Origin of the sequence: Devosia sp., assembly GCF_036563435.1 — a bacterium.
Lineage (GTDB): Bacteria > Pseudomonadota > Alphaproteobacteria > Rhizobiales > Devosiaceae > Devosia.
In genome coordinates, this window is the sequence record NZ_DATCMJ010000012.1 from 26,770 (window position 1) to 51,130 (window position 24,361).

Below are 24,361 nucleotides of genomic sequence, written 5' to 3' on the forward strand. Positions count from 1 at the left end.
TGTTATAGGCCGCGGGGGTTATTTTGCAATGTCTTGGAGCCTAGGGCAGCTTCTGATCGAGCTCGGCGATCAGCTGAGGCACGAGCTCGAAGAGATCACCGATCAGCGCCACGTCGGCCAGCTTGACCAGGGGCGCTTCGGGGTCATTGTTGATGGCGATGATCTTTTTGGCGCCCTGGATGCCGGCTAAGTGCTGGAGGGCGCCCGATATTCCGATGGCGATGTAAAGATCGGGGGCGATGATCTTGCCGGTCTGGCCGACCTGCCAATCGTTGGGGGCGTAGCCGGCATCGACGGCGGCGCGGGTGGCGCCGATGGCGGCGCCGAGCTTTTTTGCAAGCCGGGCAATGAGTTGGAAGTTCTCAGCCGAGCCGAGGGCGACGCCGCCGCCGACGACGATCTGGGCGGCGGCGAGATCGGGCGTGTCGCTTTCGGTGCGGTGCGTGGCAATCAGTTGGGCGGCGGAAACTACCGGGACATCAATGGTTTCAACGGGCGCAGCGTTGCCGTTGGCGGCGGGCGGGAAGGCGCTGGCGCGGATGGTCAGGAGATGGCGCGGCTGTGGGTCGGTGACCGTCTGCAGCGCATTGCCGGCATAGATGGGGCGAACAAAACGGTTGGAGCCGAGGATTTCGACGATGTCGGTCACGGGCATGATGTCGAGCCGGGCGGCGAGGCGCGGTAACCGATCCTTACCGCAACTGTTAGCCGATTGTGCTACGATATGATAACCTTTTGCTAACGCCTCAACAACAGAAACATCGGCTTCTGCGGTGCCAAGCGATTGAGCGCAAAGTACTTTTTGGACACCAGCCAATTTTGAGGCCTTTTCTGCGACACCTGTGGTGTCGTGGCCGAGGACGAGAACGTCCACAGTGCCCAGCTGGCTCACCGCGTGGACCACACGGGCGGTGGCGGGCGAGAGCTGGCCCAGGTCATGGTCGGCAACAACCAGAACGCTCATCACAATGCCTCCATCTGCGACACTTCGGCAGCGATGATGGCGGCTAGCTCGGATGGGGAGCCGACAGTCTTTCCTGCCACACGTTCAGCGGGCGGGGATATCTTTTCGATGGTGAGGCGCGGCGCGAGATCCACGCCGAATTCGGCAGCGGCGCGGACGGCCAGCGGCTTGGAGCGGGCCTTCATCACCATGGGCAGTGCAGCATTGCGCGGCGTGTTGAGACGGAGGTCCGCCGTCACCACGGCCGGGAGGGGGATGCTGACCGTTTCGGTTCCGGTATCGATCTCGCGCGTGACCTCGAGGGCCTGTCCCACAACCTTGATCACCGAGGCAAAGGTCGCCTGGGGCCGATCGGTCAGTGCCGCCAGCATCTGGCCGACGTGATTGCTGTCGTCATCCACAGCCTGCTTGCCCAGGAGGACGATATCCGGATTTTCCTCGGCGACCACTTTGGCCAGGAGCTTGGCAATGGCCAAGGTCTCGAGCTCTGCGTCGGTTTCAACAAGGATGCCGCGATGCGCGCCCATGGCAAGGGCGGTCAGGATCACATCGGTACTGGGCTTGGGGCCGATGCTTACGACGACGACTTCGTCGCCCTGCCCTGCCTCGCTCAGCTGCACCGCCGCCTCTACGGCATGCTTGCAGAAGGGATTCATCGACATGCGCACGCCGTTGGTTTCGACGCCGCTGCCATCGGCACGGACACGGATGCGGACATTGTGATCGACGACGCGCTTGATGGCGACCAGGATTTTCATGCAGGGCTCCGGCGAGTTGCCGGTGTCATGGCAAAATCAGCCAAGGCGGGCAAGCCGCGCAGGCAGAATATTGGGCTAGCAGGGGCGCGAATGTTGGAAAAGGCTGCCGGGCGGATAAGACACCGACACGCCAGCCATGCTACGGTTGACGCAACGGATTGGGGCAGCGACACTGACCCAGAATAGACGCTTTGGATGCTTTATGCCTGTTATCAACCGTATCGCCGAGTTCCACGACGAGATTGCCGCCTGGCGGCAGGATCTCCATGCCCATCCCGAAATCCTCTACGAGGTGGTGCGGACGGCGGGGATGGTGGAGCAGAAGCTGCGCGAGTTCGGCGTCGACCAGATCGTGACGGGGCTTGGGCAGACCGGCGTTGTCGGCATCATCAACGGCCGCAGCAATACCAGCGGACGGACGATTGGGCTGCGGGCGGACATGGACGCCCTGCCGGTAACAGAGAAGACCGGTAAACTCTATGCCTCGACCATTGCAGGAAAGATGCACGCCTGTGGCCATGACGGGCACACCGCCATGCTGCTGGGCGCAGCCAAGTACCTGGCAGAGACCCGCAATTTCGACGGCCAAGTAGCCGTAATCTTCCAGCCTGCCGAGGAAGGTGGAGCAGGCGGCAAGGCCATGCTGAATGACGGCCTGCTGGAAAAGTTCGCCATCGACGAGTTCTACGGCCTTCACAACTGGCCCGGCATGCCCGCCGGACATTTCGGCATCCGGCCCGGCGGGATCATGGCGGCAACTGACCGCTTCTATATCGACATTACTGGCCAAGGCGGGCATGCGGCGCGGCCGCAGACAACGATCGACCCGATCATCGTCGCTGCCAACATGATCGTCGGCCTGCAATCCATCGTCTCGCGCAACGTCGATCCATTGCAAAGCGCCGTCCTGTCGGTGACCATGGTTGAGGCAGGCGAGGCGGACAACGTGATTTCGCGCACGGCCAAAATCACCGGAACAGTGCGCACGCTGGACCTCGCGGTACAAGACCTAATCGAGCAGCGGCTTGGGGACTTCGTGCCGCAATTTGCGCGCAGCTTTGGCGCTGAAGCCTCGGTGCGCTATGCGCGTGGCTACCCTGTGACCGTCAATGCTCCCGCACAGACGGACTTCGCCGCCGAAGTGGCACGCGAGGTAGTGGGCAGTGATCGCGTAGACGACGACACGCCGCCTTCGATGGGCGGAGAGGACTTCTCGTTCATGCTGCAGGAGCGGCCTGGTGCCTATATTTTCCTCGGCAATGGGGACAGCGCCGAGCTCCATACCGAAACGTACGACTTCAATGACGACGTCATTCCTGTCGGTGTTACCTACTGGGTGCGCCTTGCCGAACGAGCACTACCGCTAGGCTGAACCGGACAACCAGCTATGCCCCCTGCCCTGCGGGCAAGGGGGGATCGCGTGGCGGTTCTGGTCCGTGCCGGGAAATCGGCGTACCCCGTTCCTGTCTCGCCATGAAGCGTAGTTCCTTGCCACACGTGCTGCTCCAGACCTTGATCACCATCGCCCTTGCCGCCATTGGTGGGGGTGTGGCCACCTTGCTGGGCCTGCCGGCAGGTTGGTTGATGGGCGGCGCGCTGGCGGTCACCGCCGCGGCGCTGGCAGGCGTCAGAGTCGCCATGCCTAACCGGCTGCGCGATGTGGTGTTTGTCCTTATCGGCATGTCGATGGGCGGCAGCGTTGCGCCCAACAGCTTGCAGCTCCTGGCGAGCTGGCCGGTAAGCCTTGCGGGTTTGGTTATCGAGCTGGTGCTGATCGTGTCGCTGACCGGCTGGATGCTGTCGCGGCTGTTCAAGCTCGACGCGGGTACGGCCTATCTCAGCTCATTCCCCGGCCACCTCTCGTTCGTCATGAGCATAGCGGCGGCGGGCGTGGGCGACGCGCGGCAGATCGTAATCATCCAGGTGATCCGCATCCTGATGCTGACGATCGCCGTGCCGCTCGGCTCGACCTTTCTGCCGATCGACCATTTCACGGCGCCGGCGCCCAGCGCCTATCTGAACGCCTGGCAACTGACCCTGCTCGCAGCAGGATGCATTGCCGTCGGCCTGCTGTTTCTGCGGCTCAAGGTCCCTGCTGGGCTCGTCCTCGGGGCCATGGCGGCCTCCACGGCGGCCAAGCTGGGCGGGCTCTATGTGGAAGCTATTCCGACACCGCTCACAACGGTCGCCTTTATCCTGACGGGTGCGCTGATCGGCTCACGCTTTGCAGGGATCACGCGTGGCGAGTTCATGACAGCCGCCAAGGGCGGGGTGATCGCGACGGCCATGACGGTGGGCATCGTCACGCTCGTGACCTATGTGGTGAGCCTTTTCGTCGATATGCCGTTTGGCCAGCTGTGGCTGGGCCTGTCACCCGGTGCGCTCGAGGGCATGGGGGCACTGGGAATTGCGCTCGGCTATGATACTGCCTTTATCGCAGCGCATCACGTCATCCGTCTTTTGCTGCTCAGCTTCGCCATTCCGGCCGTGGTGGTCTTGATCCGGCGGCGCGAGGCAGCACATATCAACAAACAACCTTCCTCGGAGCCTCTTCCATGAGCAGAAAGATTCTCACCAGCCTCGCCATTCTCAGCGCGATGACGGCTCCGGCCCTTGCCGTACCCGTCTGCTCGGGCAGCTATGCCATGGACCAGGACTGGTACACCGAAAAGGAAATCACCGACTTCTACGAGATGGACCTGCGTTCGCGCGGCGTCAACGCCAAGCGTGTCGAGCTCTGGAGCGGCTGCATTCGCGCCTATGTGACGCTGGAAGACGGCACCGAAGAGATGCAGTTCTTCGAGCCGCTCGGCCTTCGCCGGGTCTACTGAGAACCAAGGCTTCAATGATAGCGTGATCCCCAGGCGCTGCCCCGGGGATCATCAGGTGAATCGCCCTTGCGTTTCTGGCAGAAAGAAACGCGTTAGCCGGCGCTAAGCGTGACCTTCTTGCCCGAGGGTACGGGCAGGAAGCAGTAGCCGTTCGGGCCCAGCTCGACTTTTGCGCCGTCGAGGGTGGCATTCTGCGAGACTGCTTCAGGTTCCGTACCGGCAAGTAACCCGTTGACCGCCAGCCGTTGCGGCTCGGCGGAGAGATTGAACAGGCACAGCAGGGCATCATTACCGAGGCTGCGCGTATAGGCCAGCAGCGGCTCGGGGGCCGCGTGGAATTCGATCTCGCCGATCTGCAGGCATGGATGGACTTTGCGCCAGGCCAGAGCGGAACGATAGAAGGCCAGTGTCGAGGTCTCGTCGGCGTTCTGGCCGGCAACGTTGAGCTGTGACTGCGCCGGCTTGATCGGCAGCCATGGTGTGCCGGTGGTAAAGCCATTAGGCGCCTCGCCCGCATCCCAGGGAATGGGTGTGCGGCAGCCATCGCGCCCCTTGTCCTCGGGCCAGAAGCGAATGCCGCGCGGGTCGGTGAGCTCCTCGAACAGGAGATCGGTCTCGGGCAGGCCGAGTTCCTCGCCCTGATAGAGGCAGACCGAGCCCTTGAGCGAGAGGACCAGCGCCGCAGCCTGCCGCGCCAGTTCGGCAGGCGCCTGCGAATGCTTGGCCCAGCGCGTCATATGGCGCGGCACGTCGTGGTTGGAAAAGCTCCAGCAGGGCCAGCCGTCGGGCCCAACCTTGAAGAAGGTCTCGATGCACTCGCGGAAGTGGCTGGGCGTGAATTCGGGGCCCAGGAAGTCGAAGCCGTAGCACATGTGGAGCGTATCGCCGCCCGAGGTGTACTGCGCCATCAGTTCTACCGAGCGATGGGAGTCCCCCACCTCGCCGACGGAAGTCGCTCCCGGATACTCGTTGAGCAACTGGCGGACGCGGCGCAGGAAATCGAGGTTTTCGGGCTGCGACTTGGAATAGCGGTGCTCCTGCATGTCATAGGGATTGACCGCATAGGGCAGATGTTCGTCGCGCGTATTGGGCGGATTGGAGCGCAGTTGCTTGTCGTGAAAGTAGTAATTGACCGTATCAAGGCGGAAGCCATCAATGCCCCGCTCGAGCCAGAAGCGCATGACGTCGAGCACTGCCTGCTGGACCGCGGGGTTGTGAAAGTTGAGATCGGGCTGCGAGGCGAGGAAGTTGTGGAGGTAATACTGCCCGCGCGTCGGGTTCCACTCCCACGCGCGGCCGCCGAACACCGCCGGCCAGTTGTTGGGCGGGGAGCCATCGGGCAGCGGGTCGGCCCAGACATACCAGTCGGCCTTGCTGTTGGTGCGGTTGAGGCGTGATTCCTGGAACCAGGGATGCAGATCGGAGGTGTGGCTGACCACCTGATCCATTATGACCTTGAGACCGCGGGCATGGGCCTGCTCGACGAGCGAATCGAAGTCGTGCAGCGAGCCAAAGAGCGGGTCGACGTCGCGATAATCGGACACGTCGTAGCCCATGTCGGCCTGAGGCGAGCGGGTGATCGGGGACAGCCAGATGCAGTCCACGCCAAGGCTGGCGATATGATCCAGCCGGCGGATAATGCCGGGCAGATCGCCCACGCCGTCGCCATTGGTATCCTGGAAGGATCGCGGATAGACCTGATAGATCACTCCGCCGCGCCACCACTCGGTCATGCTGTTCTCCGTACTGCGCCGCAAGGCTACTGCGTCGCAACGTAGAAGGGAATCATGGCGTTGCGCAGACGGGGGATGCGTCAGCCGGAGTTGGTGCCGGCCTTGCGTTCACGCCGGGTGCGGTTGAACGCCACCGCCTCGCGGATCAGGGCGACCAATGCGGCCTCGTCCAGCACATCGTCATGGTAGATGTCGATGGCGCGCCAGACCTTGCCGTTGCCGTTGTTGAACAGGCCGGCGGGGTCGTCGAGGCTGGCGCCGTGGGAGAAGGTAAGTTTGACCTTGTCCTTGTGGGCATTGCCGACGGCGATCGGACCATCCAGCTTCCAGACCGGGCTGCCCTTGTATTCCCAATGTTCGGTGATCGCGGGATCGGCGGCTGCGAAGGCGCGCCGGACGGTCGCGAGGACCGGACCGCGCCAATCGGTGATGGCGGCGATATAGGCGTCGATCTTTTCGGACGCGGTCATGGCTAGACCACCGCGCTGAGGAGGGGTTCGCCGGCGAAATGGGCGTCGAGATTGGCAACGAGGAGCCGGCCCATGGCGTCGCGGGTCTGGCCGGTGGCGCTGCCCTGGTGGGGGGAGAGCACGACATTGTCGAGCTTGAAGAAGGCCTCGGGCACGTTGGGTTCGTTCTCGAAGACGTCGAGCGCCGCGCCGCCGAGGCCGCCATGCCGCAGAAGATCGAGCATGGCCGCTTCGTCAACCAGGGTGCCGCGGCCGACATTGACCAACATGCCCTGCGGGCCGAGCGCCTCGAGCACCTGGCGGGAGACGAGGCCATCGGTGCCCTTGCCGCCGGGGACGATCAGCACCAGCCAGTCGCTGTCGCGGGCCATTTCCACGAGGTCTTCGTAGAAGACATGCGGCTCGGCCGGCTGCCGCTTGCGGCCGTGGTAGACGACGCGCATCTTCATCGCCTGGGCACGCGTGGCGATCTCCTTGCCGATGCGGCCGAGACCGACAATGCCCACGGTCTTGCCGGTGAGTTCGTTGAAGAGGCCGAAATTGCCCTGCAGCCACTTGCCCTGACGGACGAACTGGTCGCCCTGGGGGATGCGGCGGGCCAGCGCGATCATCAGGCCGATGGTCAGTTCCGCCACGGCGTCGTTGAGGACATTGGGCGTGTTGGTGACGCGGATGTTGCGCGCCTTGGCAGCCTTGGTGTCGATATTGTCATAGCCGACGCCGAAGCCGGCGATGATTTCGAGATTGGGCAGGCTCGCCATGAGGTCGGCGCTGACGCCCGAGCCGGCATGGGCGCGGATGCGCGCGCCGTTTTGCTGCAGCCAGGCGTGGGGGTCAGGCTGTTCGTGCAGCTTGTGGACGGTATAGCGCTCGGCCAGCGCCGCTTCGCAGCTAGCCAAGAGCTTGCCGGTCTGGAGGATTTCAATGGTCATGGGTCCGCCCTTTGTTTGGGTGTCAGCTTAGCGGGGGCTGCGCGTATCGCAAGGCCGGGTCAGAGCGTCAGGATATAGAGCCACGCCGAAATGGTGAGCGCCGACGCGACGGTGGCGATCAGGATGGTATTAGCGGCAACGCTGGTGCCGCGATTGTAGTAGGTGGCAAAGACGTAGACGTTGACGCCAGCCGGCATGGCCGACAGGAGAATGCCGTAGCGGGCGATCTCCATGGGGACATGCAGCACCCAGATCATCAGCACATAGGCAATGGCGGGGTGGACGATGAGCTTGATCAGCGAGGCGACCAGCGCCTGTTTCCAGTTGTCGCTGAGCTTGAACTCGTAAAGGGCGCCGCCGATGCCAAAGAGCGCGGCGGGAACGACGGCCTGGCTCATCATGACGAGGAAGGCCTCGGCCGGCTCGATCAGCTGGAGGCCGGCGAAATAGCCGATCATGCCGGCGATGATGCCCCAGATCAGCGGATTGGAGAGGACGCGGCGCACGGCTGTGACGAGGGTGCGGCCGAGCGGCTGGCCATCGCGGCGCACCAGTTCCATGGTGATCATGCCGACGGTGAGGAGAATGGCGCCGTGGAGGCCGATGATGGAGAGCGTCACCGGCAACGCCTCGGGACCGTAGGCGCGCGAGATGATGGGCAGGCCGACAAGGACCGTATTGGTGAAGGTGCCGGAGAAGCCCACCGACACCCCCTCGCCCGGCCTGTTGCGGAAGAAGCGGATGGCGATGACGGTGCCAAGGGCGAAGCAGATCAGGGCGCCGAGGTAGAAGGGTCCGATGATGCCCAGGTTGAAGGCCGAGCGCAGGTCGGAGGTGACCAGGGAGTGGAAAAGCAGACAGGGCGTCGCAAAATTGTTCACGAAGGCGATCAGGCTCTTGATGCCGTCCTGTGGGAACAGGCGGAAGCGGACGGCGGAGTAGCCAAGCGCCATCAGCGCGAAAATGGGCGCAATAACTGTGAGGATGGCGAGCATGGCCGGGCACTTCCAGCACCAGAGGAGCGTTTGGCCTAGCTGCCGTGGCCGGGGTGGTCAACTCCTATCTGGTATGGAAGATTGATGCAGCCGCTTCCCCATCCGAAACGAAGCTTCTTGGCTTCCAAAGCGAAACCGAAACGCGTACAAACGAAAGCAACAAGGAGCAGGCATGACTGACACCGAACAGGTCGACATTTTCGTCATCGGCGGCGGCATCAACGGGGCCAGCGTGGCGCGCGATGCGGTCGGGCGCGGATACAGCGTCGCACTGGCCGAGATGAACGACCTGGCGTCAGGCACGTCGTCAGCAGCGACAAAGCTGGTGCATGGCGGGCTGCGCTACCTCGAACACTACGAGTTTCGCCTGGTGCAGGAAGCGCTTTCGGAGCGGGAGGTGCTTTGGGCGGAGGCGCCCCACCTGATCAAGGCGCTGCGTTTCGTCCTGCCGCACCACAAGGGCTTGCGGCCGGCCTTCATCCTCCGCACCGGCCTTGCCATGTACGACTATATGGGCGGACGGCGGCTCCTGCCGCCCACCAAGACGCTGGACCTGACGCGGCACGAGGCCGGCAAGCCGCTGAAGCCGGGCTATCGTCTCGGGTTCGAATATTCCGACTGCTGGGTCGACGATGCGCGTTTTGTCGTGCTCAACGCCCGGGATGCGGCTGATCGCGGGGCAAAGGTCCATGTGCGGACCAAGGTCACGAGCGTGCGGCGCGAGGAGGGTGGCTGGCGGGTTGAGCTTGATGGGGAAGCCGGACGGCAGGTGATCAAGGCCCGGCTGGTCGTCAATGCCGCAGGGCCGTGGGTCGACGATGTGATCACCGGCGCCATGGGCAAGAACGGGGCGCGCAACGTGCGGCTCGTGAAAGGCAGCCACCTCGTCGTTCGCAAGCTTTACGACCACGACCGTTGCTACATGTTCCAGAACAGCGACGGCCGCATCATCTTCGCCATTCCCTATGAAGACGAGTTCACCCTGATCGGCACCACCGACGAGGACTATCAAGGCGACCCCAAGGATGTCGCCATCTCCGACAAGGAGACCGATTATCTTTTGGGCGCCGCTAGCGAGTATTTCGCCAAGCCGGTGACGCGCGACCAGATCCACTGGACCTATTCTGGCGTGCGCCCGCTGTTCGACGATGGTGCCAGCGCGGCGCAGGAGGCGACGCGCGACTATGTGCTCAAGGTCGATGGCGACGCGGCCACCGGGGCGGCAGTCAACGTGTTTGGTGGCAAGCTGACGACGTCGCGGCGCCTTGCCGAGTCGGTAATGGAGAAGATCGAGGCGGTGCTGGGAAAGAAAGGCGCGGCCTGGACCAAGGGATCAAGGCTGCCGGGCGGCGAGTTCGAGCCGCTGGCCTTTGACGCTGAAGCACGCCGGCTGGCAATGGATTATCCCTGGTTGCCCACGGCGACGGTGCGTCGGCTGCTCCGCCTCTATGGCACGAAGGCTCGGGTAATGCTGGGAGATGCCAAAACAGTGGCAGATCTCGGTCAGCATTTCGGGGCTGATCTCTATGCCCGCGAAGTGGTCTATCTGGTGGAAGAGGAGTGGGCGCGCACCGCGCAGGACGTGTTGTGGCGACGCACCAAGCTCGGCCTTCGCGTGAATGCGGAGGACGTGGCGCGCCTCGAAAGCTACATAGGTAGCCGCAAGTAGGACGGCTGTATGCCGGGGGGGATTGCATGACGACGAAGTTCATTCTGGCCATCGACCAGGGCACGACATCGAGCCGGGCCATCGTGTTCGACGAGAAGCGCGCGATCCGTGGTGTCGGACAGAAGGAGTTCACCCAGTATTTCCCGCAGGACGGCTGGGTGGAGCATGATCCGGAGGAAATCTGGGAAAGCGTCGTCTGGTCGGTAAACACGGCCATTGCCGAAGCGGGCATCGCGGCCAAGGACATTGCAGCCATCGGGATCACCAACCAGCGCGAGACGGCGCTGATCTGGGACCGCGCCACCGGCAAGGCTGTCTACAACGCAATCGTCTGGCAGGATCGCCGTACCGCCACCGCCTGCGCCAAGCTCAAGAAGGCAGGCCACGAAAAGCTGGTGACGCGCAAGACCGGGCTGCTGCTCGACCCCTATTTCTCCGGGACCAAGGTCAAGTGGCTGCTGGACAATGTAAAAGGTGCCCGCAAGCGCGCCGAGCGGGGCGAACTGGCTTTTGGAACGGTGGACAGCTTCCTGATCTGGCGCCTGACGGGCGGCAAGAACCATGTCACCGATGCCACCAATGCGGGCCGTACGCTGCTGTTCGACATCGGCAGGAACCAGTGGGACAAAGACCTGCTGGCGCTGTTCGAGGTGCCCAAGGCCCTGCTGCCCGAGGTCAAGGACTGTGCCGCCGAGTTCGGCGTAACGGAGGAAAGCCTCTTTGGGGCGGCGATCCCGATCCTTGGCGTGGCGGGTGACCAGCATGCGGCGACGATCGGGCAGGCCTGCTTTGCGCCGGGCATGCTCAAATCCACCTACGGGACTGGCTGCTTCGCGCTGCTCAACACCGGCGCCGACATGGTGCGGAGCAAGAACCGGCTGCTGACGACCATTGCCTATCGTCTCGATGGCAAAAGCACCTATGCCCTGGAAGGATCGATCTTTATTGCCGGAGCCGCGGTACAGTGGATCCGCGATGGCCTCAAGCTGGTGAAGCAGGCCAGCGAGACCGGGCCACTGGCGCAGAGCGCCGACCCACAGCAGAACGTCTACATGGTGCCGGCTTTCGTGGGCCTCGGCGCGCCCTGGTGGGATGCAGAGGCGCGGGGCGCCATCTATGGGCTGACGCGCAATTCCGGTCCGGCCGAGATTGCAAGGGCAGCGCTGGAAGCGGTGTGCTACCAGACGCGCGACCTCCTGCAGGCCATGCACAAGGACTGGAAGCGGGGTGGCGAAACGGTGCTTCGCGTGGATGGCGGCATGGTCGCCTCCGACTGGACCATGCAGTTTCTGTCCGATGTGCTGGACGCGCCGGTGGACCGGCCGGTGATCCTCGAAACCACGGCGCTGGGCGCGGCATGGCTGGCGGGTTCGCGCGCCGGTGTCTGGCCGCGAATGGAGGAATTTGCTCGCAGCTGGGCGCTGGAGCAGCAGTTTACGCCGCGCATGGATGCCGGTGAGCGCAAGCGCAAGATCAAGGGCTGGGACGCGGCGGTGCGGCGGACGCTGACGGTTTAGTTTGCCTTCGTGTTATTCCGCGAAAGCAGGAATCACACTTCAGTGAGCAAGAGAAGTAGGTGGATCCCCGCCTTCGCGGGATGACGCTGTCTTGGCGGGATGACGCTGTGGTTTTGCCGCCTAGCCGCGCCAGGCGTCGAAGCTGCCGCCGGCGATCATGGCCCAGTAGAGCTTGCCGCTCGAGGAGCGGGCGGCAGCGAGGCCGAATTCGGTGAAGCGCTTGCTGAGCAATGTGCCGCGATGGCCTGACGAGTCCATCCAGCCGCCGATGACCGCTTCGAGCGACGTATAGCCCTTGCCGACATTCTCGCCCACGGCGCCAAGATATCCGGCCGTCGTCACGCGCTGTCGTAGGGTGACACCCAGATCGTGGCTCATGGTGTTTTGCTGCGCCATGAGGCGGGCCTGGGAGCGGGCGGCGTTCTCGAGCGCCGTGTTGTAGGTCCAGGGCGGGGAACCGTTGGCAGCGCGCACGGCGTTGATGGCAGTGAGAATCTCGCCGTCGGTCAGCGTCTCTGGCGTCGTGACAGCGGCCGAGCGCGGCAGGACCGGGATGGTGCTGGAACACGCGGCCAGGGCGGTGGCAGCGCCGAGAATGATGAAGCTGCGGCGGGTAAGATTGTGCATAGGCATGGTCATGGGTTCAGGCCTGGTCGTAGCCGCTGAGCAGGTGCGGCAGGCAGGCGAGTTCAGCGGTTATGGCTTTGCCTTCGGCAAGGTTCCAGCAGGCAGAGAGCGCGGCGTGGGCCGCGGCCCAGCCCAGGATGCGCTTGCGCGGATAGCCGAGGCGTTGAGAGAGGATTTCGAGGCGGGCAGCGATGCGCCGCGGATCGGCGGCGATGGGCAGGCCACCGACCGGATTGATGAATATGTTGGCCAGGTCATAGGCAGGGTCCCCGACCAGGCCCTTGGGGTCGATGACCAGCCAACCACGATCGGAGCTCAGGATGTTGTCGTGGTGGATATCGCCGTGAAGCGGGATCTGCGCGCTCGGCCTGTCGAAGAGCTTGAGGGCGATGCCGCTGGCGCGGGCATAAAGATCGCGCGCCGTGTGCGGCCAGACGCGAACATCGGTATCGAACAGGGTCTGGAAGCGGTCGCGCAGCGGCTGGAGGTTGGCGGGGGCGTCGGCACGCGGGCGATGAAGGTTGGCGACGACCGTGGCAATGGCGATGGTACCCTCATCGTCCTTGCCGGCGCGGACGGGATCGCCGAGCGTGCCGCCGTCGAGCCATTCCATGAAGATGGTATCGCCATGCATGTCGAAGACGGTGGCGGCACCCTCCCCGCCATACCAGTTGAGCAGCAGAGAGCCACGGCGCTCTTCTTCGGCCGCCTGCGATTTCAGGATCTTGAGAGCGGCGAAATTGCGCCCGTTCTGCTCGACGCGGAATATCCAGCTCGTCGCCGTTTCGGCCACTGGGGTCGATTTGGTCAACGACCAGCGGATAAGGGCACGGCTGAGTGCTGTTTCGACGGGCGACTGATTCATGACGTCCATTAGAGCAGAAGCCGCGCTTTGTTTCGACATGGTCCCGCACTTGGCGGGTAAACTTGATGAAAAGGTGGCGGTAAGGGCGCGGTAACACTAACGCAAGGATGTGTGCCGGCCGCAAGGCTCCGTTACACTTGCCGGCGCAGCATCGATCCCAGGCGAAATTGGGAGGACCTTTCGATGACGCACCAAGTCCATGAGGAAGCGGGCAGCCCGGCGCGGCTTGCCGACATCATCGCCCGGGACGAGACCAATCCCGGTATCGGCAGGCAGATGTTGAACGGCCTGGGCGGACTGCTGCTGTTGCTGGGCGCCGGCATCGTGGTCGTGCTGCTGGTCCTGTGGAAGGCGCCGTAGGGGGAACGGCTTCCCCTTCCGCGGGATCGACGCCGTCAAGGGATGCGATAGGCGTCCTTGGCGGCCTGGTAGCTGAGGTGACGGGCGATGTCGCGCGCGGTCGACCTGGTCAGGCGGTTTTCGGCGACCCAGGTGCCCAGGAAACCGCAGACTTCGCGGCGCCAGACATCGTGGCGCGCCGGGATAGAGAGCAGCGCACGCGTGTCGTCGTTGAAACCGGCAAGGTTGTAGAAGCCAGCGGTTTCCACCACCTGGTCGAGATAACGGCGGATGCCCTGGGGTGAATCGTGGAACCACCAGGGCGGGCCGATCATCAGCGAAGGCCAGTAGCCGGCCATGGGCGCCAGTTCGCGCGCATAGGTGGTTTCGTCGAGCACGAACATGATGAGCCGGAGATTGGGCTCGTTGCCGGCGCGGCCGAGCAAGGCGCGGAGGCCATTGACGTAATCTGTCGTGCCCGGGATGTCGGCGCCCAGGTCGGGACCGCGAGTGCTGAAGAGGAGCGGGTCGGTGTTGCGGCGGGAGCCGGCATGGAGTTGCATGACCATGCCGTCTTCGACCGAAAGCAAGGCCATTTCGGTCATCATCTGGGCGCGGAACAGTTCGGCGTCATTGGCGTCGTGGCGGCCGGACAGGACCTTGTCGAGCAGCGCCTGCTTTTCCGGTGCGGAGAGATCGGCCGTGTTGGCCGTGGGCACGCCGTGATCGGTGGCGACGGCGCCGAAGCGGCGGAAATAATCGCGCCGGCTGCGATGCGCGTTGATGAGGCCGGACCAGGTGGTGATGTTCTCGCCGGTCAGTTCACCGAACTTCTGCAGATTTTCGACGATGGCGGGGCGGCTGGGGTCGGTTACGTCGTCCGGGCGATAGGTGGTGCGCACCCGTCCGATTGTGCCGGTCTCGGCCATCTTCTGGTGATGCACCAAGGGATCAAGCGCGAATTCCGTTGTGGCGATGGTTTCGACGCGGGCGCGGTCGAGGAGGGCGTGGGGCAGCAGTTCTGGCGTGGCAAGGGCCTGGTCAATGGTGTCGTAGATGCGGTCAGCGGTATCGGCAGAGAGTTCTTCCTCGACGCCGAAGGCCCAGTGGAGCGAGTGGTCGATCCAGGTCTTGGACGGCGTGCCGGCAAAGAGGTGGTAATTGGCGGCGAAAAGGCGCCAGGCCGCCCTGCCCTCGGCGACCGGAGCGCCATCCTTGCGGGGCACGCCCAGGTCGTCATAGCTCAGCCCGCGGCTGCGCAGCATGCGCAGGACATAGTGGTCCGGTGTGAGGAAGAGCGCCGCAGGATTGGAAAAGCGGGCGTTGTCGGCAAACCAGGCCGGATCGGTATGTCCATGCGGGCAGATCAGCGGCAGGTCCCGCACTTCGGGATAGAGCTCGCGCGCGATGGACCGGGCGGGATCGGCGGCGGGAAACAGGCGATCTGGATGAAGATGGGTCATGGCTTTGTTCTGCCATGAGTGAAGGCCCAGATCAACATCTTCCATACAAGACAGGATTGCGCGGTCATTTTATGTAAATTAACCGCGAATCCACGACGGCATTCGCCCTTCAAAGAGGGCGGATTACCCTCTGCCTGCGGGTGAGAACAGCGCAATGCGGCAACCCAGATCGGACAGCGGCCAGCTCGGCCAGGGACTGAGGGTGTTGCGATGGCACATATCGACATGGACGAGGATGGCACGATCGAGACGGTGCGCCAGCGGGCGCGGGTCTCGGGGCATGTCCACAATGCACAGGTGATGCTGGTCGCCGCGGGAATTGCGGCCTTTTCCATCGTGGCGGTCGCCAGCGCCATGCTGACCACGATCCTCTAGGGGTTCTTCAGAAAAGATGGCTGCTGCGCTGCGCGGGCATGACCGGGCAGCAATTCGGCTTTATGGTGCCGGCGGGGAGACCGACGGCGCCGATGCGAATTTTGCTGGTTGAAGACAATGAAGACTTGGGCGAGGCGATCGAGAAGCGCCTGCGCAATGCCGGCCATTCGGTGGAATGGGTGCGCGACGGCAACGAGGTGGTTTCGGCGGCCGAGGGCGACGACTTCGACGCGGTGACGCTGGACCTGATGCTGCCCAATCGCGACGGCATCGCGCTCATCGCCGAATTGCGGCAGCGCAAGTTCAATGCGCCCATCCTGGTGATGACGGCACGGTCGGAGATCGACGACAAGGTGAGTCTCCTCGATCTCGGCGCTGACGATTATCTGGTCAAGCCCTTCGACCTGCGTGAGCTTGAGGCGCGGCTGCGGGCGCTGATCCGGCGCACGGGTGGGCAGACCACGAGCCGGCTGACCGCGGGCAATCTGGAACTGGACCTAGGCGGGCTCAATGCGAGCGTGGCCGGCAGGGCGCTGGAGCTGGGGCGGCGGGAGTTCCGGCTGCTCGAGATCCTCGTCACCCATGCCGGCAAGGTGGTGCCCAAGGAGCGGCTGATGAACCAGCTGTTCAACTTCGACGAGGCGGTTTCGGTCAACGCGCTCGAGCTCCACATTTCGCGCCTACGCAAGAAGCTCGACGGCGCCAATGTCGAGATCGGGACGGTCCGTGGTGTCGGCTATGTGGTGCGGGCGCCGCATGGCGGCTAAGTCCTTTTCCATTCGCCGCCGCATCCTGGCGCTGGCCCTGGCGCTGCTGCTGCTGGCGGCGGTGGTGTTGATCGTCTTCATCCGCGACTATGCCGGGCGCGCCGCGGACCGGGCCTTCGACAGGCTGCTGGCGGCGTCGGCGCTGACCATTGCCGGTGCGGTGCAGGTGGAGGACGAAGCAGTCATCGTCGAGCTGCCCTTTGCCTCCTTCGGCATGTTCTCGGGGCGCGACCGCGTGTTCTATGCGGTGGAAGAGCCGAGTGGGCGGGCCGTGACGGGTTACGCCGACCTGTCGGAGAACCTGCCGCAGCTGCGTTCTGCAGGGCCGGTCTTTGCCGACACGCTTTACCGGGGCGAGCTGGTGCGGGTGGCAAGCGTTGGGCGGCTGACCTCGTCGGGCGGGAATGCCGACTGGGTCACCATTCATGTGGCCGAGACGCAGAGCGAAAGGGAGGCCCTGGCGGGGGAGATATTTTCCAATGCCATTGTTCCGGTGGTGGCCCTGACGATCCTCGCCATTGCGCTGGTCTGGTTCGGCATCGGGCGCATGTTCGCGCCGCTCGAGCAGCTGGAGCAGGAATTGCGCGGGCGCGCGCCCGATGACCTGTCGCCGCTGGATGTGCCGGTGCCGGTGGAAGTCGGGCATCTCGTGCTGGCGCTCAACGGCTTCATGGCGCGGCTCGGCAGCGCCGTGGAACGGGTGACGGGGCTCGTGGCGGAAGCGGCGCATGAGGTGCGGACGCCGCTTGCCTCGCTCAGAGCACAGGCGGAACTGGCAATGGAGGAGTCAGACTCCGAGGCTCTGCGCCGGCGTGTGGGGCGCATCCACCAGGGGGCGGCGCAGGCCAGCCAGCTGGTGACGCAGTTGCTGATGGAGGCTACGATTTCCCACCGCATGGAGAACCAGGAAACCGACACGGTCTCTCTGGGCGCCGTGGTGGATGACGTGCGGCAGCGGCTCGATCCGGAACAGGCGGGGCGGGTAGAGGTAATGCTCGATGGGTCGGTCAGCGGGGCGCTAGTGCGTGGCGACAGGGTCGCCTTGCGCGAGATGGTGCGCAACGTGGTCGACAATGCGCTGGTCTATTCAGATGGAGCCGTCGTAATCACCGGGCGTCTTGGCGAGGGGCAGTTGACGCTGGCCATCGGTGATCGCGGGCCCGGCATTGCGGCGGATGAAAAGGCGATGGTGCTGGAGCGCTTCAAGCGCGGCGCCACGAGCAGCGCGACGGTTGGATCGGGGCTCGGGCTTTCCATCGTCAAGCGCGTTGCCGAGACGCATGGCGGAGCGTTGCGATTGATGGACCGCCTGGGTGGGGGATTGTCGGTCGAGATCGACCTGCCGCTCCTGGGGCGGAATGCAAAGGCCGAGCAGATGCGGCGGGCGCTGGGGAGCCTGGCAGCTCTGGTGATGTGCTGGCTTGTGGTCCACCCCGAAAGCGCCCTCGCCCAAACACAGCGCTACCCGGCGCCCGATGGCAGTGTCGAAACTGTGCTTACTATCGTGGGGGTGACGGATACGCCTCTCTTCGCGCAGTTCATCGCCAGCTTTCAGAAGCAACGGCCTGATGTCACGGTTGTCTACGAGGAGACCGACAGCCTGCCGCTCTACCAGCGGTACCTGTCAGGCGATATCGAGCCACGTCCCGACCTCTTGATCAGCTCGGCCTCCGACCTGCAAATCAAGCTGGCCAATGACGGCTATGCGCTGGCATATGAAAGCCCTTTTCTTGAACAGCTGCCGGCCTGGGCGCACTGGCGCAATGAAGTTTTCGGCTTCACCTTCGAGCCGGCTGTGATCATCTACAATCCCGACCGGATCAGCGCCGAGGAGGTGCCGCGCACGCATCTCACCCTCGCCGAGATGCTGGAAACCCAGACGGAGCGATTCCGTGGTGCCATCGCCACCTACGACATTGCCCTGTCCGGCGTGGGCTATCTCCTGGCGTCGCAGGATCAGGTGATCTCGTCCAACTTCTGGCGCCTGGCAGCTGCTTTTGGTCGCGTGGAGGCCCAGTTCAGTGGCTCGAGTCCGGCCATTCTCAACGGCGTTGCCGACGGGTCGCTGGCGCTTGGCTATAATGTGCTTGGGTCCTATGCCTTCGCCCGCAAGGCGGCTGGTGCCAATATCGAGATCGTGGTGCCGGATGACTATGTGCTGGTGCTGACGCGATCCATGCTGATCCCGCGCGATGCACCCTACCCTGACCTGGCGAAAGCCTTCGTCGACTTCGCGTTGTCGCCGGCTGGGCAGGAGGTCGCGGCGGGGCAGACGGCCTTGGGCTCCGTGGTGAGCGGAACAACTGGCGAATGGACCAATGAAGCCATTTCGGCACAAGGCCGGGGTGTTCTCCAGCCCATTCCACTGGGTCCCGCCCTGCTGGTTTCTCTGGATCAGCAGCGGCGCAAGCGTTTCCTCGACAGCTGGGGCGAGATCGTTTCGCCTAAGCCATGACAGCTATGCACACGAAGCATGAAGGCCGAGTGTTTGCGCATGTTTGGCGCCGATCTAGCTGTTTTTTTGTCACCAGAAGGTAGAAACCTGCACTAACTGCATGGCTGGACTGTTGTCTAGCCACTACCGCAGAGGGCCCGCCTGACCCATTTACACAGTCATGAAAGCGACGCGGCAATTCGGCCGGGTCTTTCGAGGAACTGGAAAATGAGCACCCCGCGCAAGTCTATCTTGGCGACCCTTGGCACCTTCGTTGAAGTCTTCGGCAGCGCTGCTGCTGTGTCCAACGCCGTCGAGGGTGGGCGTGCTCCCAAGGCCAAGCACCTCAGGACGCTCGGGATCGACGCCGACGCTTTCCGTTCGATCGGCCGGCTGTAAGCCATTGTTACTGGCGTAGCGCGCTCCTCCCTCCGCGCAGCGCCGAGTAGCCGATCAGCGTGAAAAAGCCCGGATGCCTTCGCAGGCATCCGGGCTTTTGTTTTGGGTGGTAGAAGTCAGTCCTCGTCGGCTGCCATCTGCTGAAGGACGGCGCCCTTGCCGCGGAAGCGGAGATAGAGCGGGATCAGCAGGGCGGCGGCAGCGATGACATAGAGGACGATAGCTATGGGCGTGTGCACCAAAATCGCCGGATCGCCCTGGCTGATGGCGAGAGCGCGCCGGAGCTGCTGCTCGGCCAATGGGCCGAGGATCAAGCCGATCACCACCGGGGCGATGGGGTAGCCGAAGCGGCGCAGACCATAACCCAGGATGCCGAAGGCGAGCAGGATCAGCAGTTCGAAGGAGAAGGGGATGGGACCCAGCCGTCCGGACATGGCGCCATTCGCCCCCAGAGTCCCGAGGGTGGCGAAGCTCAGGATGCCGGCATAGAGCCAGGGCCGCGGAATGGTCAGCAGCTTCACCCAAAGGCCGATCAGCGGCAGGTTGAGCACCAGCAGCATGAAGTTGGCGACAAGGAGGCTGGCGATGAGCGACCAGACAAGCGGTGCGTTGTTGGCGAAGAGCAGCGGACCGGGCTGGAGCCCGAACTGCTGGAAGCCCGCCAGCATGATGGCGGCCGTTGCCGAGGTCGGCAGGCCCAGCGTCAACAGCGGCACCAGCGTACCGGCTGCAGAGGCGTTGTTGGCAGCCTCGGGACCGGCGACGCCCTCGATGGCGCCATTGCCGAATTCCTCGGGATGCTTGGTGAGACGTTTTTCAGCGGCGTAGGAGAAGAAGGTACCGATTTCGGCGCCGCCGGCCGGCATCGCGCCAATGGGGAAGCCGATAAAGGTGCCACGCAGCCAGGCGCCCCAGGAGCGCTTCCAATCCTGCAGGGTCATCCAGACCGAGCCCTCCTTGACTGCAAGGACTTCATCCTTGGCCTGCGAACGCGAGGCGGCGATGGAGAGCGTTTCGCCGACCGCGAAAAGGGCAACGGCTAACGTGGTGACTTCAATACCGTCCAGAAGGTCGGGCACACCGAAAGCCAGGCGCGCCTGACCGGTCTGGAGGTCGATGCCGATGACGCCCAAGCCAAGGCCGATAAAGAGAGCCGTGATGCCGCGCAGGGCGCTGTCGCCGAAGGCGGCAGAGACGGTGACGAAGGCAAGGACCATCAGGGCGAAGTAATCGGCTGGCCCGAAGGAAAGCGCGACCTTTACGACCCAAGGGGCCAGGAAGGCCAGGGCAACGGTGGCGATCAGGCCCGCAACAAAGGAGCCGATGGCGGCAGTGGCCAGCGCCGGACCACCCCTGCCCTTGCGAGCCATCTTGTTGCCCTCCAGCGCGGTGACGATGGACGCGGACTCGCCAGGGGTGTTGAGCAGGATCGAGGTCGTCGAGCCGCCATACATGCCGCCATAGTAGATGCCGGCGAACATGATCAGCGAACCGGTAGGGTCGAGCCGGTAGGTGACGGGCAGCAGCAGTGCCACCGTCAGGGCCGGTCCGATGCCGGGCAGCACGCCGACGGCGGTGCCCAGGGTCACGCCAAGCAGAGCATAGAGGAGGTTTTGCCACTGCAGTGCGGCAGCCAGGCCAGTGGCCAGAAGACCGAAGGTATCCATCACACGCGTCCTTCGATCAGGGGATGAGGCGCTCGATTGGCCCGGTGGGCAGCGCCAGCTGCAGGCCATGCGAGAAGATAAACCAGATTATAAAGGCAAGCACGAAGCCGATCGGCAGGGTCTGCCAGAGCGGTCCGCGGCCGAAGCCTTTCGCGGTGAAGGCGAACAGCACCGCGGTGCCTACCGAAAAACCGGCCCAGCCCAGAAGCAGCATCTGCCCAACAAGGCCGCCGATGATCCAGAGCATGGGACCATAATTGTCCTTTTCACGCTCCGGAAACTGGCCGCGGAAGGCCGAGATGGCCGTGAAGATTGCCAGGAGGATCAACCCGCCAGCAATGACGTAGGGGAAGACCTGGGGACCGACCTTGGCCTGGATGGGCGGCACGCGCATCTGAGCGGTCTGCCAGATGATGACGCCGCCGATCAGGGCAAGGACCAGCGCTATGACAAACGCCGCCCCATCGGGGCGGCGCGAGAGATTGGGTTCGCCGAGGCTCATTGCACCAAGCCGATGTCTTTCAGGACGGCGGTGGTTGCTTCAATGTCGGTGGCGAGCTGCGCATCGAAATCGGCGCCGGCCAGGTACATGTCCTGCCAGCCCTTGGTTGCCAGGATTTCCTTCCAGGTGGCGGAGGTCACGAGCTTTTCGATATCGGCGTTGATGGTGGCCTTCTGCTCTTCGGTGATACCGGGGGCAGCGGCGACCATGCGCCAGTTCTCGACGACGAGGTCAACACCAGCTTCGGTCAGGGTCGGGATCTCCGAACCTTCGAGGCGAGCAGCGCCAGTGGTGGCGAGCGCGCGGAGGTCACCCGACTCGATCTGAGCCTCGAATTCGCCGAGGCCAGAAATGCCGACGGTTACCTGGCCACCCAGCACGGCTGCGAGGGCTTCACCACCGCCCGAGAAGGCGATGTAGTTGACCTGGGTCGGATCAACGCCGACGGTCTTGGCGAAAAGACCTGCGGCGATGTGGTCGACACCGCCAGCCGAACCGCCGGCCCAGGACACTGCGCCCGGCTCAGCCTTGAGCTTGGCGACGAGGTCATCGACCGTCTGCAGTTCGGAATTGGCGGGCACGACAATCACGTCGGATTCGCCGGTCAGGCGGGCGATCGGAGTAACGTTGGCCAGCGACACGGGTGAGGCATTGGTCAGCACTGCGCCGACCATGACATAGCCACCGACGATCAGGGCATTGGGATTGCCAGTCGACTGGTTGACGAACTGGGCTAGGCCAATGGTGCCACCGGCGCCAGGCACGTTGGTGACCTGCACATTGCCCGAAATGCCTTCGGCCTGCATGGCCTCCTGCATTGAACGGGCAGTCTGGTCCCAACCGCCGCCGGGTGCGGCAGGCGCCATAATGGTGTAGTCGGCAGCGAAAGCGGGAACAGCCATGGCGCCAGAAACCAGCGCGGCCAAGAGCAGCTTGTTCATAAGTCCTCCCAAGAAAAATCCGGACCGTCTTTGCGGTCGTGTTGCGGACAATAGAGCTTGTCCCTGTCACCGTCCTGTCAAACGCCGCCTGGATCGCCTTACAGATTGCGCCCGTCAGACAGCAATTGCAATGAAGAAGGCGTCAGGCGCTGGCGCGCACGCCGCGCCCCTGCGGCGGATTGCCATCGTCCCGCTGAGCAAAGAGCGAGAGGAGGTGGGTCGCATCGGCAACGGAGCCGGGGCGGGCATAGAGATATCCCTGCCCGAGAGTGCAGCCGAGTTCGGACAGGGCGCTGGCCTGGGCGGCGGATTCGATGCCCTCGGCCACAAGCTTCATGTTCAACTTGCGGCCGATATCGATGATTGATCCCACCACGACATCGCTGGCGCGGTCGGTGCCGATGCGATCGATGAAGGACTTGTCGATCTTGATGATGTCGACCGGAAAGCTCAGCAGGTGGGTCAAAGAGGCAAAGCCGGTGCCGAAATCATCAAGCGCCACGAGGAGGCCCCGCCGGCGCAGGGCGCTGACAGCCTTGGGCACCATCTGGTTGGCACCGCCCATATAGACGGCTTCGTTGACCTCGAGCACGATGTGCTTGAGCGGCACGTTGGCTCGCTCGAAGGCTTCCACTATGCGCGTTTCGAGGTCGCCCCGCAGGAAGTCCCCGGTTGTGACGTTGATGCCAACATGCTGGACGGGAATACCGAGATCGAGCCAGTAGCGGATGTCGTTGGCGACCTGGGTGAGCATCTGACCAGTCATCTGCCAGGCGATGCGCGGATCGGCCAAGGCGGCGTGGAACTCGCCGGCCGAGGCGATGCGGCCATCGGGCATACGCATGCGGGCAAGGGCTTCAAGGCCTACGACCTCCGCGCTGTCGAGCCGGACGATCGGCTGGTAGTAGGCAAGGATGCGGTTTTCGGCCAGGGCCTGGTCGACATTGCGGACCATGCTGGCCCGCTCCATCATGGAGGTGCGCATGCCCGGGGTGAAGCGGACATAGGCCCCGCGGCGGGTTTCCTTGGCGTGGTAGAGGGCAAAATCGGCGTTCTGGCTCAGGGCGGCTTCATTGTCGCCGTCCGGTCCGAACAGGGCACCGCCCACGGTGATATGGGGATCGATGGTCTGGTCGCCCATGTGGATGGGCCCGTGCACGGCGTCGAGCATGCGCGTGGCCGCCTGGCGCAGCTCAAAATCGGAATGGGAATCGGCGACGATTACCGCGAATTCGTCGCCGCCCAGCCGGCAGGCGGTGAGAGTTGGATGAGCATCAGCAATGCGCTCGGCCACGGTGCAAATGAGCTTGTCGCCGCAGGCGTGACCCGCGGTGTCGTTGACGAGCTTGAGATGATCGATATCGACCAGCAGGAGGCCAAACGGCTCCTGCATGCGGATGGAGCGCGCCAGGAGTTCGTTGAAGCGCGCGCGGTTGGGGAGGCCGGTCAGCGCATCGTAATAGGCTAGGCGATGGTTGCGCTCGCGGACCTTTTCATGGTCGATGGCGATGGCGCAGAGGTGCACGCAGGTTTGGACGATGCTGCGCTCCAGATCATCGGGGCCGCGCGACGTCCGGTAGTAGAAGGCGAAGGTGCCGACCACCTTGTTGTCGCGATCGCGGATGGGGCTGGACCAGCAGGCACGCAGACCCAGCGGCCCGGTCAGGTGACGAAAGTCCTCCCACAGCGGATCGGTGTCGATGTCGGTGACCAGAACCGCGTCGTTGCGGAAGGCAGCGGTGCCGCAGGAGCCGGCCTTTGGACCGGCCTGCAAGCCATCGATCGCACTGGAATAGGACAGCGGCAGCGAAGGGGCGGCAAGAGGATGAAGACGGTTGTCGGCATCCACGAGGAGGATCGAGCAGATGACATCGGGCGCAAGGTCCTGCACCCGGCGGCACAGCAGATCGGCCACCGTCACCAGGGGCTCCCCCACGGCGACCGCTTCCAGCACAGCGGTCTGGAGACGCAACAGCAGATCGCTATCGTTGACCATACATTCCCCCGCAACTCGCATAGACCGGCTGTCTCCGGTGGAATGCGGTCCGCCGCTACGCAGAATTGCGCATTTGACCATCAGGTGAGGTTAGGAAGCCACCATTGGAATAGCTAT

Annotated in this window: 23 protein-coding genes; 10 read left to right on the forward strand and 13 right to left on the reverse strand. The window is 63.9% G+C overall.

From position 1 onward, the window contains the following. Positions 1-40: 40 nt before the first annotated feature. Together VIL88_RS06100 and VIL88_RS06105 are read right to left on the reverse strand one after the other, a co-directional pair. Entirely contained in the window at positions 41-964 is a 924-nt protein-coding gene (locus VIL88_RS06100; protein ID WP_331986994.1) for an electron transfer flavoprotein subunit alpha/FixB family protein, read from the reverse strand. Then, entirely contained in the window at positions 964-1,722 is a 759-nt protein-coding gene (locus VIL88_RS06105) for an electron transfer flavoprotein subunit beta/FixA family protein (protein ID WP_331986995.1), read from the reverse strand. Before VIL88_RS06105 ends, VIL88_RS06100 begins: the two co-directional genes overlap by 1 nt. 202 nt (positions 1,723-1,924) lie before the next feature. On the opposite strand from VIL88_RS06105, the gene VIL88_RS06110 reads away from it, so the two are divergent. From VIL88_RS06110 to VIL88_RS06120, 3 genes are all read left to right on the forward strand, one after another. Then, entirely contained in the window at positions 1,925-3,094 is a 1,170-nt protein-coding gene (locus VIL88_RS06110) for a M20 aminoacylase family protein (RefSeq protein WP_331986997.1), read from the forward strand. A 101-nt stretch (positions 3,095-3,195) separates the two neighbouring features. Beyond that, positions 3,196-4,281 (forward strand): AbrB family transcriptional regulator, encoded by a 1,086-nt coding sequence (locus VIL88_RS06115; RefSeq protein WP_331986998.1) that lies wholly within the window; start codon positions 3,196-3,198, stop codon positions 4,279-4,281. Continuing rightward, positions 4,278-4,553, forward strand: coding sequence for a hypothetical protein (locus tag VIL88_RS06120; RefSeq protein ID WP_331986999.1), 276 nt, complete (start codon positions 4,278-4,280; stop codon positions 4,551-4,553). The genes VIL88_RS06115 and VIL88_RS06120 overlap by 4 nt, the downstream gene beginning before the upstream one ends. A gap of 92 nt (positions 4,554-4,645) precedes the next feature. On the opposite strand, the gene VIL88_RS06125 is transcribed toward VIL88_RS06120, so the two are convergent. The 4 genes from VIL88_RS06125 to VIL88_RS06140 form a co-directional block, all read right to left on the reverse strand. Then, positions 4,646-6,286: an alpha-glucosidase family protein gene (locus VIL88_RS06125; RefSeq protein WP_331987001.1), complete on the reverse strand. Its 1,641-nt coding sequence runs from the start codon at positions 6,284-6,286 to the stop codon at positions 4,646-4,648. A gap of 80 nt (positions 6,287-6,366) precedes the next feature. Beyond that, positions 6,367-6,756, reverse strand: a complete 390-nt coding sequence (locus VIL88_RS06130; protein WP_331987002.1) for a DUF1801 domain-containing protein — start codon at positions 6,754-6,756, stop codon at positions 6,367-6,369. A 2-nt stretch (positions 6,757-6,758) separates the two neighbouring features. Next, positions 6,759-7,688, reverse strand: coding sequence for a 2-hydroxyacid dehydrogenase (locus VIL88_RS06135; protein WP_331987004.1), 930 nt, complete (start codon positions 7,686-7,688; stop codon positions 6,759-6,761). A gap of 59 nt (positions 7,689-7,747) precedes the next feature. Continuing rightward, entirely contained in the window at positions 7,748-8,683 is a 936-nt protein-coding gene (locus VIL88_RS06140) for an AEC family transporter (RefSeq protein ID WP_331987005.1), read from the reverse strand. Between the two features lie 172 nt (positions 8,684-8,855). On the opposite strand from VIL88_RS06140, the gene glpD reads away from it, so the two are divergent. Then, on the forward strand, positions 8,856-10,352 hold the full coding sequence (gene glpD / locus VIL88_RS06145; RefSeq protein WP_331987006.1) for a glycerol-3-phosphate dehydrogenase: 1,497 nt from the start codon (positions 8,856-8,858) through the stop codon (positions 10,350-10,352). A gap of 26 nt (positions 10,353-10,378) precedes the next feature. Further along, the gene (glpK, locus tag VIL88_RS06150) at positions 10,379-11,869 is read left to right on the forward strand and encodes a glycerol kinase GlpK (protein ID WP_331987008.1); all 1,491 of its coding nucleotides are present in this window, start codon (positions 10,379-10,381) and stop codon (positions 11,867-11,869) included. Between the two features lie 120 nt (positions 11,870-11,989). Here the strand turns inward: glpK and VIL88_RS06155 are convergent, their stop codons facing one another. Beyond that, positions 11,990-12,508 carry a CAP domain-containing protein gene (locus VIL88_RS06155; protein ID WP_331987009.1) on the reverse strand — a complete coding sequence of 173 codons (519 nt, stop codon included), beginning with the start codon at positions 12,506-12,508 and terminating at the stop codon, positions 11,990-11,992. A 4-nt stretch (positions 12,509-12,512) separates the two neighbouring features. Beyond that, complete coding sequence (locus VIL88_RS06160; protein ID WP_331987011.1) at positions 12,513-13,361, reverse strand: aminoglycoside phosphotransferase family protein; 849 nt, start codon at positions 13,359-13,361, stop codon at positions 12,513-12,515. Positions 13,362-13,544: 183 nt separating this feature from the next. Between VIL88_RS06160 and VIL88_RS06165 the strand changes: the two genes are divergently transcribed. Continuing rightward, the gene (locus VIL88_RS06165) at positions 13,545-13,721 is read left to right on the forward strand and encodes a hypothetical protein (protein WP_331987012.1); all 177 of its coding nucleotides are present in this window, start codon (positions 13,545-13,547) and stop codon (positions 13,719-13,721) included. Positions 13,722-13,756: 35 nt separating this feature from the next. On the opposite strand, the gene uxaC is transcribed toward VIL88_RS06165, so the two are convergent. Further along, positions 13,757-15,163 (reverse strand): glucuronate isomerase, encoded by a 1,407-nt coding sequence (gene uxaC, locus VIL88_RS06170; RefSeq protein ID WP_331987014.1) that lies wholly within the window; start codon positions 15,161-15,163, stop codon positions 13,757-13,759. A 210-nt stretch (positions 15,164-15,373) separates the two neighbouring features. Here uxaC and VIL88_RS06175 point away from each other — a divergent pair, with 210 nt between their 5' ends. From VIL88_RS06175 to VIL88_RS06190, 4 genes are all read left to right on the forward strand, one after another. Then, a complete protein-coding gene (locus VIL88_RS06175; protein WP_331987015.1) occupies positions 15,374-15,538 on the forward strand; it encodes a hypothetical protein in 165 nt (54 codons plus the stop codon). 92 nt (positions 15,539-15,630) lie between these two features. Next, entirely contained in the window at positions 15,631-16,305 is a 675-nt protein-coding gene (locus tag VIL88_RS06180; RefSeq protein WP_331987017.1) for a response regulator transcription factor, read from the forward strand. After that, positions 16,295-18,760 (forward strand): extracellular solute-binding protein, encoded by a 2,466-nt coding sequence (locus tag VIL88_RS06185; RefSeq protein WP_331987018.1) that lies wholly within the window; start codon positions 16,295-16,297, stop codon positions 18,758-18,760. The genes VIL88_RS06180 and VIL88_RS06185 overlap by 11 nt, the downstream gene beginning before the upstream one ends. A 207-nt stretch (positions 18,761-18,967) precedes the next feature. Further along, positions 18,968-19,138, forward strand: coding sequence for a hypothetical protein (locus VIL88_RS06190; RefSeq protein ID WP_331987020.1), 171 nt, complete (start codon positions 18,968-18,970; stop codon positions 19,136-19,138). A 116-nt stretch (positions 19,139-19,254) separates the two neighbouring features. Here VIL88_RS06190 and VIL88_RS06195 read toward each other — a convergent pair whose 3' ends face one another. The 4 genes from VIL88_RS06195 to VIL88_RS06210 form a co-directional block, all read right to left on the reverse strand. Then, the gene (locus VIL88_RS06195) at positions 19,255-20,805 is read right to left on the reverse strand and encodes a tripartite tricarboxylate transporter permease (RefSeq protein WP_331987022.1); all 1,551 of its coding nucleotides are present in this window, start codon (positions 20,803-20,805) and stop codon (positions 19,255-19,257) included. Positions 20,806-20,821: 16 nt separating this feature from the next. Beyond that, positions 20,822-21,307, reverse strand: coding sequence for a tripartite tricarboxylate transporter TctB family protein (locus VIL88_RS06200; RefSeq protein WP_331987024.1), 486 nt, complete (start codon positions 21,305-21,307; stop codon positions 20,822-20,824). Beyond that, positions 21,304-22,248 carry a tripartite tricarboxylate transporter substrate binding protein gene (locus VIL88_RS06205; protein WP_331987026.1) on the reverse strand — a complete coding sequence of 315 codons (945 nt, stop codon included), beginning with the start codon at positions 22,246-22,248 and terminating at the stop codon, positions 21,304-21,306. The genes VIL88_RS06200 and VIL88_RS06205 overlap by 4 nt, the downstream gene beginning before the upstream one ends. A 142-nt stretch (positions 22,249-22,390) precedes the next feature. Beyond that, positions 22,391-24,244, reverse strand: a complete 1,854-nt coding sequence (locus VIL88_RS06210; RefSeq protein ID WP_331987028.1) for a putative bifunctional diguanylate cyclase/phosphodiesterase — start codon at positions 24,242-24,244, stop codon at positions 22,391-22,393. Positions 24,245-24,361 lie beyond the last annotated feature (117 nt).

Coding starts and splice junctions, on each gene's coding strand:
- VIL88_RS06165 (WP_331987012.1), top strand. CDS start 13,545: ATGACGCACCAAGTCCATGAGGAAGCGGGCAGCCCGGCGCGGCTTGCC.
- VIL88_RS06100 (WP_331986994.1), bottom strand. CDS start 964: ATGAGCGTTCTGGTTGTTGCCGACCATGACCTGGGCCAGCTCTCGCCC.
- VIL88_RS06210 (WP_331987028.1), bottom strand. CDS start 24,244: ATGGTCAACGATAGCGATCTGCTGTTGCGTCTCCAGACCGCTGTGCTG.
- VIL88_RS06125 (WP_331987001.1), bottom strand. CDS start 6,286: ATGACCGAGTGGTGGCGCGGCGGAGTGATCTATCAGGTCTATCCGCGA.
- uxaC (WP_331987014.1), bottom strand. CDS start 15,163: ATGACCCATCTTCATCCAGATCGCCTGTTTCCCGCCGCCGATCCCGCC.
- VIL88_RS06185 (WP_331987018.1), top strand. CDS start 16,295: ATGGCGGCTAAGTCCTTTTCCATTCGCCGCCGCATCCTGGCGCTGGCC.
- VIL88_RS06130 (WP_331987002.1), bottom strand. CDS start 6,756: ATGACCGCGTCCGAAAAGATCGACGCCTATATCGCCGCCATCACCGAT.
- VIL88_RS06175 (WP_331987015.1), top strand. CDS start 15,374: ATGGCACATATCGACATGGACGAGGATGGCACGATCGAGACGGTGCGC.
- VIL88_RS06180 (WP_331987017.1), top strand. CDS start 15,631: ATGCGAATTTTGCTGGTTGAAGACAATGAAGACTTGGGCGAGGCGATC.
- VIL88_RS06200 (WP_331987024.1), bottom strand. CDS start 21,307: ATGAGCCTCGGCGAACCCAATCTCTCGCGCCGCCCCGATGGGGCGGCG.
- VIL88_RS06195 (WP_331987022.1), bottom strand. CDS start 20,805: ATGGATACCTTCGGTCTTCTGGCCACTGGCCTGGCTGCCGCACTGCAG.
- VIL88_RS06105 (WP_331986995.1), bottom strand. CDS start 1,722: ATGAAAATCCTGGTCGCCATCAAGCGCGTCGTCGATCACAATGTCCGC.
- VIL88_RS06155 (WP_331987009.1), bottom strand. CDS start 12,508: ATGACCATGCCTATGCACAATCTTACCCGCCGCAGCTTCATCATTCTC.
- VIL88_RS06135 (WP_331987004.1), bottom strand. CDS start 7,688: ATGACCATTGAAATCCTCCAGACCGGCAAGCTCTTGGCTAGCTGCGAA.
- VIL88_RS06205 (WP_331987026.1), bottom strand. CDS start 22,248: ATGAACAAGCTGCTCTTGGCCGCGCTGGTTTCTGGCGCCATGGCTGTT.
- glpK (WP_331987008.1), top strand. CDS start 10,379: ATGACGACGAAGTTCATTCTGGCCATCGACCAGGGCACGACATCGAGC.
- VIL88_RS06160 (WP_331987011.1), bottom strand. CDS start 13,361: ATGAATCAGTCGCCCGTCGAAACAGCACTCAGCCGTGCCCTTATCCGC.
- VIL88_RS06110 (WP_331986997.1), top strand. CDS start 1,925: ATGCCTGTTATCAACCGTATCGCCGAGTTCCACGACGAGATTGCCGCC.
- VIL88_RS06120 (WP_331986999.1), top strand. CDS start 4,278: ATGAGCAGAAAGATTCTCACCAGCCTCGCCATTCTCAGCGCGATGACG.
- VIL88_RS06115 (WP_331986998.1), top strand. CDS start 3,196: ATGAAGCGTAGTTCCTTGCCACACGTGCTGCTCCAGACCTTGATCACC.
- VIL88_RS06190 (WP_331987020.1), top strand. CDS start 18,968: ATGAGCACCCCGCGCAAGTCTATCTTGGCGACCCTTGGCACCTTCGTT.
- VIL88_RS06140 (WP_331987005.1), bottom strand. CDS start 8,683: ATGCTCGCCATCCTCACAGTTATTGCGCCCATTTTCGCGCTGATGGCG.
- glpD (WP_331987006.1), top strand. CDS start 8,856: ATGACTGACACCGAACAGGTCGACATTTTCGTCATCGGCGGCGGCATC.